This window comes from Streptomyces sp. G5(2025) (genome assembly GCF_049542075.1).
Taxonomy (GTDB): Bacteria; Actinomycetota; Actinomycetes; order Streptomycetales; family Streptomycetaceae; genus Streptomyces.
Genome location: NZ_JBMUZT010000006.1, coordinates 1,589,043 through 1,602,198, shown reverse-complemented (window position 1 = coordinate 1,602,198; position 13,156 = coordinate 1,589,043). Strand labels below are relative to the sequence as shown.

Below are 13,156 nucleotides of genomic sequence, written 5' to 3'. Positions count from 1 at the left end.
AGGGTGGGTCGCCGCGGCGGTGCGGAGCGAGTGGTGTGCGGGCGAGTCGCCCGCAATCACCCGTCTGACGGTCACCGCCCCGCCGTCACCCGTCCGTGGCGGGCGTCACGTCCTGGAGGAGCTGTCCGAAGGCGGCCTCGTCGATGACCGGCGTGCCGAACGAGCGTGCCTTGACGGTCTTGGAGGTGCCCGAGTCCGGGTCGTTCGTGACGAGCAGGCTGGTGAGCCGGGACACGCTCGTCGCGATGTGCAGCCCCGCCTCGACCGCCCGGTCCTCAAGGAGGTCGCGCTCCACGGAGGTGTCTCCGGAGAACGCCACCCGCATGCCCTGCTTGAGTGGTTTGCCCGGTTCGTACCGCCCTGGGTTCGGGTACGGGCACGGCGGCCGCTTGCGTGAGGGGCGCCAACTCCCGGGCCGGTACGACGAGGAGGACGCCGGTCCCGTCGACTGGCGGCCGATGCGGGGCGCGCCGTCGGACCACTCGGTGAGCGGGCGGCACTCCAGGAGCGGCAGGCGCACATTGCCGCCGGCCGCCGCGAGCAGGCTCGGGCGGAACGCCTCGGCGAGCACGCGCGCGTCGTCCAGGGCATTGTGCGCGTGGCGCTGTTCGACCCCGAAGTGCGCGGCCAGGGACTCCAGCTTGTGGTTGGGCAGCGGCAGCGCCAGCTCCTTGGAGAGCGCGATGGTGCACAGCCGCTGCCGCACGGGGGCGGTGCGCTCCGCGCGCGCGTACTCCCTGGCGATCATCGACCAGTCGAAGACGGCGTTGTGCGCGACGAGGACGCGGCCTGCGAGGCGGCTCGCGAACTCCTCGGCGATGTCCTCGAACAGGGGCGCGCCCGCGAGCATCTCACTGGTGAGGCCGTGGATCCACACGGGGCCCGGGTCGCGCCGGGGGTTGACCAGCGTGTACCAGTGGTCCTCGATCTCCCCCTGGGCGCCCACCCGGTAGACGGCGGCCGACACTATGCGGTCGTCGCGGGCCAGGCCGGTGGTCTCCACGTCGACGACCGCGTACCCCGTTGGATACGCGGCCGGCCAGGGGGCGGCGGACGCTGCGGTCGTGCGGTCTTCGAGCATGGTCCATGAGGATACGGGCCGCGACCGACAGTCAGGTCCCCGGTCCGGACCGACAGTCAGGCCCCGGCCCGGACCGACAGTCAGGTCCCTGGTCCGAGAAGGCCCGTCACCAGAGCCTTGACAGAGGCGGTGAACAGCGCCTCGGGATCGAGGGGCCCGGCCAGCGCGCGGGCGAGCGCGGCGTCATGCTCCGCCGCCTCGGCCGTCCACAGCTGCTCCTCGCCGGGGCGCCGGGCCGGGGCGCGTTCGCGGTTGCGTTCGACCAGGACGTGGCCGACCACGTGGACGTGGACGGCGCGGACGGCGTCGGCCGCGCGGGCACCGCGCAGACCCGCCTCGTGCACCTCGTGGACCAGCGAACGCTGCGCGGGCAGGAACATCCGCTCGGTGAGCCCCCGTTCGTGGACCATCGCGACGAGATGCGGATGGCCGAGCAGTTGACGGCGCAGGGCGCGGGCCACGGAGACGACGCGCTGGGCCGGGGTACGGCCGGCGGGCCGGATCTCGCCGAGGTCGGCGAGGGTGCGCTCGACGAGGGCGTCCAGGAGCGCCTCGCGGTTGCCGACGTGCCAGTAGATGGAGGTGACGGCGGTGTCGAGCTCGGCGGCCAGCCCGCGCATCGTCAGGGCCTGCGGGCCGTGCCGCTTGACGAGGCGCTCGGCGGCGGCCAGGACGTCCTCCCGGCCGAGATGCGTACGCGTCTCTTTACCCTTCACGGCTCCTGTTGTAACTGTGTTACAGAACCTCCGCAAGCCCGACCCCCGCAAGCCCCGGTCGCGGCCTCATCGGTCCGCGCTGACGAAGGGTGGTACGACATGGCACGCGTACGGTACGGGGCGCGCACCGAGGCGGAGATCGCCGCCGCGCGCACCGCGAGTTCCCGCCTCCCCGACATCTGGTCCACGGGCGTCGTCGCCGTCTGGGAGAGCGATCCCGACGCGGTCGCGGCGGTCCTGCCGCCCCCGCTGAAACCCACCGGGCGCCCCCTGGTGCGGGCGAACATCAGCAAGGTGGACCTGCCCGGCCATCCGCTCGGCGCGGGGTCCGTGGCCGTCGCCGCCGAGCACGGGGGAGTGGCCGGCTGGTATCCCCTGGTGATGCCGATGACCCACGAGCGGGCCCTGATCGGCGGGCGCGAGGTCTTCGGCGAGCCGAAGAAGCTCGGCGAGGTCGAGGTCGAGCGCGACGGCCTGGTCGTGCGTGCCTCGCTGGCCCGGCACGGCATCGCGTTCGTGGAGGTGCGCGGCGCGGTCGACGGCGCGCTCCCCCTCCCCGAGCCGACCCGCAAGACGGACTTCTACTTCAAGTTCCTGCCCGCCGTGGACGGTTCGGGCTTCGACGCGGACCCGGTGCTCGTGCACTGCGTACGCAACGAAAAGGTCCGCAAACTGGAGAGCGTCACCGGCGACGTCGTCCTGCGGGAGTCGATGTACGACCCGGTGGCCGACCTGCCGGTGCGCGCGCTCGTGGAGATCACCATCGGCGAGAAGACCACCGACCAGCGGGGCCGCGTCGTGGAGCGCGTCAGCGCGCGGGCGCTGCTGCCCTACATCCACCAGCGCTACGACGACCCCGCGCAGATCCTCGACGGCCCGCCCGAGGGGAGCGCCTGACATGGAGCTGCGCGAAGGACAGGTCGCCGTCGTCACCGGCGCGGCGAGCGGCATCGGGCTCGCCATGGCGCGGCGGTTCGCGGCGGACGGCCTGCGGGTGGTCCTCGCGGACATCGAGGAGGGCGCCCTGGAGAAGGCCGCCGAGGGCCTGCGCGCGGACGGGGCCACCGTGCACGCGCGCGTGGTCGACGTCGGAGCGCGCGAGCAGGTCCTCGCCCTCGCCGACGAGGCGTACGAGAAGTTCGGCGCCGTGCATGTGCTGTGCAACAACGCGGGCGTCGGATCGGGCGCCGAGGGCCGCATGTGGGAGCACGACCCGAACGACTGGAAGTGGGCCTTCGAGGTCAACGTCTGGGGCGTCTTCCACGGCATCCAGGCCTTCGTGCCCCGCATGCTGGCGGGCGGCGAGCCGGGGCACGTCGTCAACACCTCCTCCGGCGACGGCGGCATCGCGCCGCTGCCCACCGCCTCCGTGTACGCGGTCACCAAGGCGGCCGTGGTCACGATGACCGAGTCCCTGTACGCGCACCTGAAGGCGGAGCACGCGCGCGTGGGCGCCTCGGTGCTCTTCCCCGGCCCCCACATGCTGCGCACCGGCCTGTGGGAGTCACACCGCAACCGCCCCGACCGGTACGCCAAGTCCCGCCCCCGCAGGGCCCCGTACCGCAGCCTCGACCAGTGGGAGGCCGCGATGAAAGAGGCCGGACAGGAGGTGCGGTTCACGCCCGTCGAACAGGTCGCGGACTTCGTGGCGGACGGCATCGCGGCGGACCGCTTCTGGCTGCTTCCGGAGAGCGAGCACAGCGACCGGCAGATCAAGGCGCGGTCGCGGTCGATGCTGGACCGCTCCGATCCGTCGTACCTCGAACACTTCATCTTGGACTGACTGGACTGATTGGACTGACTGGGCCGCCTGGACTGACTGGGCCGACTGGACTGAAGGGAGCGCCACCGATGAGCGCTCAGGACCCGTACCTGATCATCTCCTCCGACTGCCACGCCGGGCTCCCCACCGAGGAGTACCGCCCCTACCTGGACAGCCGCTTCCACCGCGCCTTCGACGACTTCCTCGGCGAGCGGGACGCCCGCCGCGAGGAGGCGACGCGGCTCGGCATCCGCAACGACGCGTTCGCCGCCAAGTGGTTCCACGACAACGAGGAAGGCCTGCGCGGCGGCTGGGACACCGCGCAGCGCCTCAAGGAGCTGGACGGCGACGGGGTGGCCGCCGAGGTCGTCTTCCCCGACGCGGACGCCGTGGACAGCCGGACGGCCGCCCCCTTCGGCGTGGGGCTCGGCCTCTCCGGCGACCAGGACCCCGCCCTCGGCATGGCCGGCGCGCAGGCGCACAACCGCTGGCTCGCCGACTTCGTCTCCGAGCACCCCGAACGCCACTGCGGCGTCGCGCTGTTGCCCATCACCGGTGAGGCCGACCGGGTCGTCGCCGAGATCCACCGCGCCAAGGAGACCGGGCTCGGCGCGCTGATGATCCCCTCCATGTGGGTCGACAAAGCGCCCTACCACGACCGGCGCTACGACCCGGTGTGGGCGGCGGCCGCCGAGTGCGCGATGCCCGTCGTCACGCACTCGGGGGCCGCGCCCCGCCAGGAGTACGGCGACCACCTGGGGATCTACGTCTCCGAAGTGACGTGGTGGCCCGCGCGCCCCCTGTGGTTCCTGCTCTGGTCCGGCGTCTTCGAGCGCCACCCCGGGCTGAGATTCGGCGTCGCGGAGTCGGGCTGCTGGTGGCTGCCGAACCTCCTGTGGTTCATGGACCGCCTCTACCTCGGCGCGCACGGCGGCAAGAAGCTCTCCCCGTTCGCCGAGCTGAAGCGCCCGCCCCACGAGTACCTCGACCGGCAGATCTTCGTCTGCGCCACCAACACCAAGCGCCGCGAACTCGCCCAGCGCTACGAGATCGGCGTCGACAACATCCTCTGGGGCAGCGACTTCCCGCACCCCGAGGGCACCTGGCCCGACACGCGCGCGTGGCTGCGGAAAACCTTCCACGACATCCCCGTGGCGGAGACCCGCCGGATGCTGGGCCTCGCCGCCGCCGAGGTCTTCGGCTTCGACACGGAGAAGCTGGCGCCGCTCGCCCGCCGCATCGGCCCGACCCCCGCCGATCTGGGCCAGGACACCGATCAGACTGCCGTGGAGGCCTCGTGGGCCCGCTCGCGCGAGGTGGGCCGCCACTGGCTGACCGACCACGACTTCCCGGCGCTGGGGGCGACCCCGTGACGGAGGACCGCTACACCGTCATCTCCGCGGACTGCCACGCCGGAGCCGATCTCCTCGACTACAAGCCCTACTTGGAGTCCCGCCACCACGACGCGTTCGACGCCTGGGCGGCCACCTACGTCAATCCGTACGAGGACCTCCTCGCGGACACCGCCGACCGCAACTGGAACTCAGACCGCCGCATCGCCGAACTCGAAGCGGACGGCATCGTCGCGGAGGTCGTCTTCCCGAACACCATCCCGCCGTTCTTCCCCTCGGCCTCGCTGATGGCCCCGGCCCCGACCCGTGAGGAGTTCGAGCTGCGCTGGGCGGGGCTGCGCGCCCACAACCGCTGGCTCGCCGACTTCTGCGCCGCCGCGCCGGGCCGCAGGGCGGGCGTCTTCCAGATCCTCCTGAACGACGTCGACGAGGCGGTGGCGGAGATCCACCGCTCGGTGACGGCGGGCCTCACAGGTGGACTCCTGCTGCCCGGCACCCCGCCGGGCTCGGGCCTGCCGGAGCTCCACTCGGCGGCGTACGACCCGATCTGGGCCGCCTGCGCCGAGCTGGGCGTGCCGGTCAACCACCACGCGGGCTCGGCCTCGCCGCCGCTCGGCGAGGAGCCCGCGGCGCGCGCGGTGTTCATGGTGGAGACGACGTGGTTCTCGCACCGGGCGCTGTGGCACCTCGTCTTCGGCGGCGCCTTCCGTCGCCACCCGTGCCTGCGCCTCGTCCTCACCGAGCAGGGCTCCGGCTGGATCCCTGGCGTCCTGGACATGCTGGACTACTACCACGCGCGCCTCGTCGTCGCCGCGAGCAGGACGTCGGGCGCCGATACCGCCGAGTCCAAGTTCGGCGCGGGCCTCGCCGATTCGATGGGCAAGGGGCCCTCCGAGGTGTGGCGCGAGAACTGCTTCGTCGGCGCCAGCTTCATGCGCCCGCACGAGGCGGCCCTGCGCCACCGCATCGGCCTCGACAAGATCATGTGGGGCAGCGACTACCCCCACGACGAAGGCACCCACCCCTACTCCCGCGAGGGCCTGCGCGTCGCCTACGCCGGCCTGCCCAGGGACGAGATCGCGGCCATGGTCGGCGGCAACGCCGCCCACGTGTACGGCTTCGACCTGAAGCGGCTCGGCCGCATCGCCGCGCGCGTGGGACCGTCGGTCCAGGAACTGGACGAACCCCTCAAGGAGGCCCCCGCCGACGCGACGAGCCCCGTCTTCGCGCCGGGAGGGTCGGTACGGGTCTGGTGACGCGGGTGGTGCGATGCTCCCTGCGTGACTGAAGCAACGCACGAGGAAGCGCACGGCGGGGCCCTCGGCGCGCGGCTCAACTGGCTGCGGGCCGCGGTCCTCGGGGCCAACGACGGCATCGTCTCCACCGCGGGCCTCGTCGTCGGCGTCGCCGGAGCCACCCACGACCGCGGCACCCTGCTGACGGCGGGCCTCGCCGGGCTGCTCGCCGGGTCCATGTCCATGGCCGCCGGCGAGTACGTCTCCGTCTCCACGCAACGCGACTCGGAGAAGGCCGCCCTGGCCATGGAGAGGCGCGAACTGCGCGAGCAGCCCGAGGCCGAACTGGCTGAACTGGCCGGCCTGTTGGAGGAGCGCGGGCTCAGCCGTGACGTGGCCCGCGAGGCCGCCCAACAGCTCACCGAACGCGACGCGCTGCGCGCCCACGCGCGCGTGGAGCTCGGTATCGACCCCGACGAGCTCACCAACCCCTGGCACGCCGCCTGGGCCAGCTTCGTCGCGTTCACCGTGGGCGCGCTGCTGCCGCTCCTGGCCATCGTCCTGCCGCCCGCCGACCGGCGCCTCGGTGTCACCGTCGTCTCGGTCCTCGCCGCCCTCGCGCTGACGGGCTGGAGCAGCGCCCGCCTCGGCGCGGCGGCGGCGCGCCCGGCCGTGCTGCGCAACGTGGCGGGCGGGGCGCTGGCGATGGCGGTCACCTACGGAGCGGGGGCCCTGCTCGGGGCGGTCGGGGTGTGAGACCGGCGGGCGGCGTTCGCCCGGCGGCCACGGCTTTGGCGAGGATCACCAACAACGCCTCCCGTACCGCCGGTAATACTTGTCGGTAACCACCCCTAGTCGCGGGCGAAGAGCCGTTCTACGGTGCACGCATGTCCCCGAACCTGCCCGATGTCGTGCTGTGGTCCATCCCCGCCTTCGTGCTGCTCACGGTCGTTGAGATGGCCAGCCACCGGATCCACCCCGATGACGAGGCCGCGGGGTACGAGACCAAGGACGCCGCCACGAGCGTCACCATGGGCCTCGGCAGCCTCGCCTTCGACCTGCTGTGGAAGATCCCGATCGTCGCGATCTACACGGCCGTCTACGAGCTGACACCCCTGCGCGTCCCCGTCCTGTGGTGGACGATCCCGCTGATGCTCCTCGCGCAGGACTTCTTCTACTACTGGTCGCACCGGGGCCACCACGTCATCCGCATCCTGTGGGCCTGCCACGTCGTGCACCACTCCAGCCGCAAGTTCAACCTCACGACGGCGCTGCGCCAGCCCTGGACGAGCCTCACCGTCTGGCCGTTCTATCTGCCGCTCATCGCCTGCGGCGTCCACCCCGCGGCGCTCGCCTTCTGCTCGTCGGCCAACCTCGTCTACCAGTTCTGGATCCACACCGAACGCATAGGCAAGCTCCCGCGCCCCTTCGAATACGTCCTCAACACGCCCTCGCACCACCGCGTGCACCACGCCTCCCAGGGCGGCTACCTGGACCGCAACTTCGGCGGCATCCTCATCATCTGGGACCGCCTCTTCGGCTCCTGGGTCGCCGAGACCGAGCGGCCCGTCTACGGCCTGACGAAGAACATCGCCACGTACAACCCACTGCGCGTCGCCACCCACGAGTACGCCGCCATCGCCAAGGACATGAAGAAGGCCACCAGTTGGCGCGAGCGGGCCGGGCGGGTCTTGCGCGGTCCCGGCTGGCAGCCGAAGGCCACCGGGGCGCCGGCGGCCCCCGTGCGGGCCGCCGAGGCGACGGTCGCGGAGCGCGCGGCGTGACGCGGCGGCTCTCGCCGGCGCTGCTCCTCGGCGCCTTCGGCCTGGCCGCGCTCGGCGACCTCGTCGCACTCCTCGCCGCCTGGGACCCCGGCCACGCCGTCTTCAAACCGCTGCTCATGCCGCTCCTCGCGGCGTACGTCTCGACCCGGCGCGGCCCGCGGCTGCTGATCGCCGCCCTCCTCTTCGGCTGGGGCGGCGACACCTTGCTGCTCTTCGGCGCCGAACCCGCCTTCCTCGCCGGGATGGGCTCCTTCGCCGCCGGGCACGTCTGCTACCTCGTCCTCTTCAAGCGGTACGGCGACACCGGCGGGTACGCGGGCCCTGGCGGCTCACCCCGTGCGCGTGGGGCGGCGCTCGTGGCCGCGTACGCCCTCGCGCTCCTCGGGACCGTGGCACTGCTCTGGCCGGACCTGCCGGCCGACATGCGAGGCCCTGTCGCGGGCTACAGCCTGCTGCTCACCACGATGGCGTTCGGCGCGACCGGGCTGGGGGTGACGGCCGCGGCGGGCGGGGCGCTGTTCCTGCTGTCGGACACGCTCATCGCCACCGGCGTCGCCGACTGGCCGCAGCCGCCCCGGCCCGACTTCGCGATCATGCTCACGTATCTCGCGGCGCAGTTCCTGCTGGCCCGAGCCGTGCTGCGGGAAAGCGGGAATCACCAGCGGATCGGCACCGGCACCGCGGTCAACAGGGCCGACAGGGCCACGACGACGCCCAGCGCGACCACTTCCCGGCGCGCGGGAGCGTAGGCGCTCCCGCGGTCGCCCGAGCCGCGCAGCCGGTGGCGGGCCAGCAGCGCGAGCACCGCGACGACGGCGACGAGCAGCGCCTTGGCGAGCAGTGTGCGGCCGTACGCCGTCCCGGTGAGCTGGTCGGCGACCGTGCTCGGCGGCATCCGACGCAGCGTGCTGAAGGCCCCGGTCACGGTGATCGCCGCGAACAGCACGGCGGCCACGCGCGCGTAGAGCCCGAGAACGGCCACGCTCGCCTCCGGAGCGGCTCTCCGCCACTGCCGCAGCATCCGCAGGACGTACAGCAGGCCACCCGCCCAGAGTGTCCCGCAGGTCAGATGGACGAGCGTCAGCCCGCTGCCGACCAAGGGGTAGTCCTCCACCGGGGGGTGGGCCCGCAGCGCCTCGGCGACGATCACCGCCGCCAAGGGGAGCGCCGCCGAGGAAGGGCGCCGCGAGCGGGCGCACAGCGCGGCCACGATGAACGCGTTGACCTCCAGGAGGGCGAGCCTGCCGTCACGGGAGCCGGACAGCCGCCCGAGATCCAGGGCGGACAGCCGCTGCGGGACGAGGTTGCCGTTCGCCACGGTCGCGGCGAGCACCAGCGCTGCGGCGCACCCCGCCCACGCCGCGTACGCCGACCAGGGGCGAGGCGCCCGCTCCAGCGGCGCCCCCGGGACGCGCCGCGCGAGCCGCGTCGCGAACACCTCGCCCACCTGCACGCACAGCGCCGCGAACATGACCGTCCGCAGGAACGTGATGCCGCCGGCGCCGGGCGCCAGAGCCTCGCCGGTGCCGCGCAGCGCCGCAGAGGGCCCGAGCAGCGGGATCAGCGAGGCCGCGGCCAGCAGGACGAGCACGGCCACGGCGCGCCCCACGGGAGGGGCCGCCACGTCGGCCGCGGCCTCGCCTCCGGGCTCGGCGGACGGTCGTATGGAGCTCACCACAAGATCTTCACCAAGGGTCCGCGAGGCGGGCAAGTCCTGTGGGACAAGTGGGGCAATACCGTTCCGATCGGGCTATCGCGTTCGGTCCCCGCAGGTACGGAGAAGGCCGGACGGTGCACCATCGCCCGGCCCGACCCGTCATGCCAACAGGCCCCTCGACTCCGGCGCGTTACTTGCGCACGGCGTCCAGCGCGTCGGCCATGCCGGCGCCGTAGAAGCCGTTCTTGTCGGTGCCGCCCTCGCAGACCGCGTCCACCTTGCCGTCACTGTCGAAGTCGTACGCGTCGGTGCACGCCATCGCGTCCGCCTGGTGGTACAGGAGCGACTTGATCCGCGCCACCGAGGCGTGCGGGTGCGTGGACTTGAGCAGGGCGACGACGCCCGCGGCGTGCGGCGACGCCATCGACGTACCACCCTTGTAGCCGAACTTGCCGCCGGGCAGCGTGGACAGGATCCTGCCGTCGACGGCGGGCGGCCGCGGCGCCTGGTACTCCGTCCTGTCGCCGCCGGGCGCCGTGATGTCGATGACGCCCTGGCCGTAGTTCGAGTACGACGCCTTGATGTCCTTGGCTCCGGTGGCCGAGACGGTCACGACACCGGGCAGCTGCGACGGGAGGTCGAGGCAGTCCTTGGTCTTGACCGTGCGCGGCACCGGCGTGGTGTCGTTCGGGCTCGTCTTGTCGAGGATCTCTTCTTGCGCGAGGTCGGTCTTGGCGTTGCCCGCGGCCGCGACGTTCACCGCGCCCTTGCGCTCCGCGTACCGCGCGGCCCGGCCGACCGCGTCGACCAGCGCCTTCTGGTCGGCGTCCGTCGTGCAGTTGAACAGCCACGGGTCGGTGTAATAGCTGTTGTTCGTGACGTCGACTCCGTGGTCGGCCGCCCACACGAAGCCGCAGACCACGGCCTCCGTGTAGTACAGGCCGGTCGCGGGCTCCGCCACCTTCAGGCTCGCCACCTTCACGCCGGGCGCGACGCCGGTGACGCCGGTGCCGTTCTTCGCGGCGGCTATCGAGCCCGCCACATGCATGCCGTGGTCGCTCTCCTTGGCCACCGGGCGCCACGCGTTGTCCTTCTGGACGGGCACGCCGCCCAGACAGCTCGCGGACGCCCGCCGGTCGAAGTTCGGCGCTATGTCGGGGTGCGTGTCGTCGACCCCGGAGTCGAGCACGCCGACCGTCACCTCGCGGCTGCCGAGCGATATCTCGTGCGCCTTGTCCGCCTTCATGGCAGGCAGGTCCCACTGGAGCGGCTCCAGCTCGTCCTGGCCCGCGGCCGCCTTGCCCGCCGCGGCCTTCGCCTCGGCGGCGGTCAACGGCCGCTCGGAATCGAGGGCGTTGTCGGACTGCGCGGACAGCGGAGCCGTCCGGGTCGCGCCCGCCGAGTCGACGCCCTTCACGGTGCGGATCGTCTTCGCGAAGTCCGGGTTCGCCGAGTGGACGACGATGACGCCGATCTTGTCGTACGCGATGACGACGTCACCGCCTGCCTTGGCGATGGCCCTCTGGACGCGCGCCGAAGACCCCTTGCCGGGGCGGGCGTTGACGACGTAACTCATCGACGCGGCATCCGAACCGGCACCCGAGGCGGACGAGGCGGAGGACGCCGAAGCGGGCGCGTCCGGTATCGCGGCGGGCCGCGCCGACGCCGAATCCGGCAGGAAGGCGACGGCCGAGGCCACCGCGATCCCGAGAGGAAGGGCCAGCGCGCGGCGGGAGCGCGGAAAGCCGGTGGTCTTGCCGGAGAACCTGTTCATGTCCACGCTCCCCGTCACTTCTTCTTCACGGCGTCGAGCGCGTCGACGAGCCCGCTGCCGTAGAAGCCGTTCCTGCCCTTGCCGCCGCTCTCGCAGACCGCGTCGACGTCACCGTCGCTGTCCGGGTCGTACGGCTCGGCCGGGCACTCCATGGGGTCGGCCTGCTTCTTCAGGAGGCGCTGGAGTTCGGCGGGGCCCGCCTTGGGGTGCGTGGACTTCAGCAGCGCGGCGACGCCCGCGGCGTGCGGCGCGGCCATCGACGTACCGCGCAGCCAGCCGTACTCGCCGCCCGGCATGGTGGAGAGGATGTTGCCGTTCTTCGACGGGGTGTCGGCCGGCAGCTGGAACTTGTCGCCGCCCGGGGCCGTCACGTCGACGACGCCCTTGCCGTAGCTGGAGTACGACGACTTGAGGTTCTTGACGCCCGTCGCGCTCGTCGTGACGACGCCCGGCAGCTGGGTCGGCACGTCCAGGCACTCGCTCGGGTCGATGGTGCGGGTGACCGGCGTGGAGTCGTCGGGGCTCGACGTGTCGACGATCGCGTCGGAGGCCAGGTCGTGGTTGGAGTTGCCCGCGGAGGCGACGTTCAGGATGCCCTTGCGCTGGGCGTACAACTGGGACCGGTTGACCGCGTCCAGGATGGCCTTCTGGTCCGGGTCGTCCTTGCAGTTGTACAGCCACGGGTCCACGTAGTAGCTGTTGTTGGTGATCTCGACGCTGTGCTCGGCGGCGAACACGAAGGCGCAGACCACGTTCTCCGGGTAGAACAGCTCGTCGACCGGGTCGGCGACCTTGATGCCCGCTATCTTCACGCCGGGCGCGACGCCCGCGACGCCGACGCCGTTGCGCGCGGCACCGATCTCACCCGCCACGTGCGTGCCGTGGTAGTGGTCCTTCTTCGCCGGGCGCCAGGCCCCGGCCGAGGTGTCCGCCTTGCCGCCGACACAGCTCGCGGACTGCGCCGCCGAGAAGTTCGGGGCGAGGTCGGGGTGGGTGTCGTCGACACCGGTGTCGATCACCGCGACGGTGACCTTCTTGCTGCCGGGGTTGATCTTCGCCGCCTTGTCGGCGCCGATCGCCCGCAGGTCCCACTGGTCGGCCTCCATCGGCTCGGCGCCCGGAGCGGCGCTCTGCTTCAGGGCCTTGGCGTCGGCCTGCGACAGCAGCTTCGCCTCGCCGTCGTCCGTGGTGCCGGCCGCCCGCAGCGGAGCGGTGTGGGTCGCGCCCGCGGACTGCACGCCGCGGACGTCACGTATCCGCTCGCCGAACTCCGGGTCCGAGGAGTGCGCGACGATGACGCCGATCTTCTCGTGCGCGACGACGACGGAGCCGCCGGCCTTGGCTATCGCCCGCTTCACGTACGCGATCGTCCTGTGGTCGACGCGGGTGTTGACGACGTACGCGAAGACGGGGGCGTCCTTCGCGGCTCGGGCCGACACGGGGGCGGGCGGCTCGTTCGGGGCCGCCGACGCGGCGCCGGGGACGAAGCCCACCGAGGCGGCGAGCGCGACACCGAGCGGCAGGGTGAGCGCCGTGCGGCGTCTTGAACGCAGATGAGCCATGGGATCTCCACATCATCCGGATACGGAACCGCCCGAACACAGCTGGTGCTCGGGCAGGTACATGACGGGTTGTGCAGGGGTGAAGCTATCCCCCGAACTCCCAGGCCAGCAATGCCCTGTGGAATAAACCGGAGAGATCTCGGAGAGATCAGGGAGTTCGGGCGCGTCGTACGCGCCGCCGTGACGTTGAGCAGACAACAGAAGCAACATCAAGCCCTGTCGGATCACGGCCC

Annotated in this window: 12 protein-coding genes; 7 read left to right on the top strand and 5 right to left on the bottom strand. The window is 72.2% G+C overall.

Annotated elements, in window-relative coordinates; genetic code table 11:
- Positions 1–85: 85 nt before the first annotated feature.
- Together ACOBQB_RS18080 and ACOBQB_RS18075 are read right to left on the bottom strand one after the other, a co-directional pair.
- Positions 86–1,081: a DEDDh family exonuclease gene (locus tag ACOBQB_RS18080; RefSeq protein WP_423592979.1), complete on the bottom strand. Its 996-nt coding sequence runs from the start codon at positions 1,079–1,081 to the stop codon at positions 86–88.
- 80 nt (positions 1,082–1,161) lie between these two features.
- Positions 1,162–1,797 carry a TetR/AcrR family transcriptional regulator gene (locus ACOBQB_RS18075; protein ID WP_423592977.1) on the bottom strand — a complete coding sequence of 212 codons (636 nt, stop codon included), beginning with the start codon at positions 1,795–1,797 and terminating at the stop codon, positions 1,162–1,164.
- A 99-nt stretch (positions 1,798–1,896) separates the two neighbouring features.
- On the opposite strand from ACOBQB_RS18075, the gene ACOBQB_RS18070 reads away from it, so the two are divergent.
- The 7 genes from ACOBQB_RS18070 (at position 1,897) to ACOBQB_RS18040 (ending at position 8,679) form a co-directional block, all read left to right on the top strand.
- Positions 1,897–2,694, top strand: a complete 798-nt coding sequence (locus ACOBQB_RS18070; protein WP_423592976.1) for an acetoacetate decarboxylase family protein — start codon at positions 1,897–1,899, stop codon at positions 2,692–2,694.
- Position 2,695: 1 nt separating this feature from the next.
- Positions 2,696–3,580, top strand: a complete 885-nt coding sequence (locus tag ACOBQB_RS18065) for an SDR family NAD(P)-dependent oxidoreductase (RefSeq protein WP_423592975.1) — start codon at positions 2,696–2,698, stop codon at positions 3,578–3,580.
- 68 nt (positions 3,581–3,648) lie between these two features.
- On the top strand, positions 3,649–4,932 hold the full coding sequence (locus tag ACOBQB_RS18060; RefSeq protein WP_423592974.1) for an amidohydrolase family protein: 1,284 nt from the start codon (positions 3,649–3,651) through the stop codon (positions 4,930–4,932).
- Positions 4,929–6,167: an amidohydrolase family protein gene (locus ACOBQB_RS18055; protein WP_423592973.1), complete on the top strand. Its 1,239-nt coding sequence runs from the start codon at positions 4,929–4,931 to the stop codon at positions 6,165–6,167. The genes ACOBQB_RS18060 and ACOBQB_RS18055 overlap by 4 nt, the downstream gene beginning before the upstream one ends.
- A 24-nt stretch (positions 6,168–6,191) precedes the next feature.
- Positions 6,192–6,902, top strand: coding sequence for a VIT1/CCC1 transporter family protein (locus ACOBQB_RS18050; protein ID WP_423592972.1), 711 nt, complete (start codon positions 6,192–6,194; stop codon positions 6,900–6,902).
- A 131-nt stretch (positions 6,903–7,033) separates the two neighbouring features.
- Positions 7,034–7,930, top strand: a complete 897-nt coding sequence (locus tag ACOBQB_RS18045; protein ID WP_423592970.1) for a sterol desaturase family protein — start codon at positions 7,034–7,036, stop codon at positions 7,928–7,930.
- Positions 7,927–8,679: a lysoplasmalogenase gene (locus tag ACOBQB_RS18040; protein ID WP_423592968.1), complete on the top strand. Its 753-nt coding sequence runs from the start codon at positions 7,927–7,929 to the stop codon at positions 8,677–8,679. The genes ACOBQB_RS18045 and ACOBQB_RS18040 overlap by 4 nt, the downstream gene beginning before the upstream one ends.
- Here the strand turns inward: ACOBQB_RS18040 and ACOBQB_RS18035 are convergent.
- The 3 genes from ACOBQB_RS18035 to ACOBQB_RS18025 all read right to left on the bottom strand — a co-directional run bounded on the left by ACOBQB_RS18035 (position 8,586) and on the right by ACOBQB_RS18025 (position 12,923).
- A complete protein-coding gene (locus ACOBQB_RS18035; protein ID WP_423592966.1) occupies positions 8,586–9,605 on the bottom strand; it encodes a CopD family protein in 1,020 nt (339 codons plus the stop codon). The two genes, ACOBQB_RS18040 and ACOBQB_RS18035, sit on opposite strands and share 94 nt — an antisense overlap.
- A 172-nt stretch (positions 9,606–9,777) precedes the next feature.
- Positions 9,778–11,361 (bottom strand): S8 family peptidase, encoded by a 1,584-nt coding sequence (locus ACOBQB_RS18030; protein ID WP_423592964.1) that lies wholly within the window; start codon positions 11,359–11,361, stop codon positions 9,778–9,780.
- Positions 11,362–11,375: 14 nt separating this feature from the next.
- Positions 11,376–12,923 (bottom strand): S8 family peptidase, encoded by a 1,548-nt coding sequence (locus ACOBQB_RS18025; RefSeq protein WP_423592962.1) that lies wholly within the window; start codon positions 12,921–12,923, stop codon positions 11,376–11,378.
- Positions 12,924–13,156 lie beyond the last annotated feature (233 nt).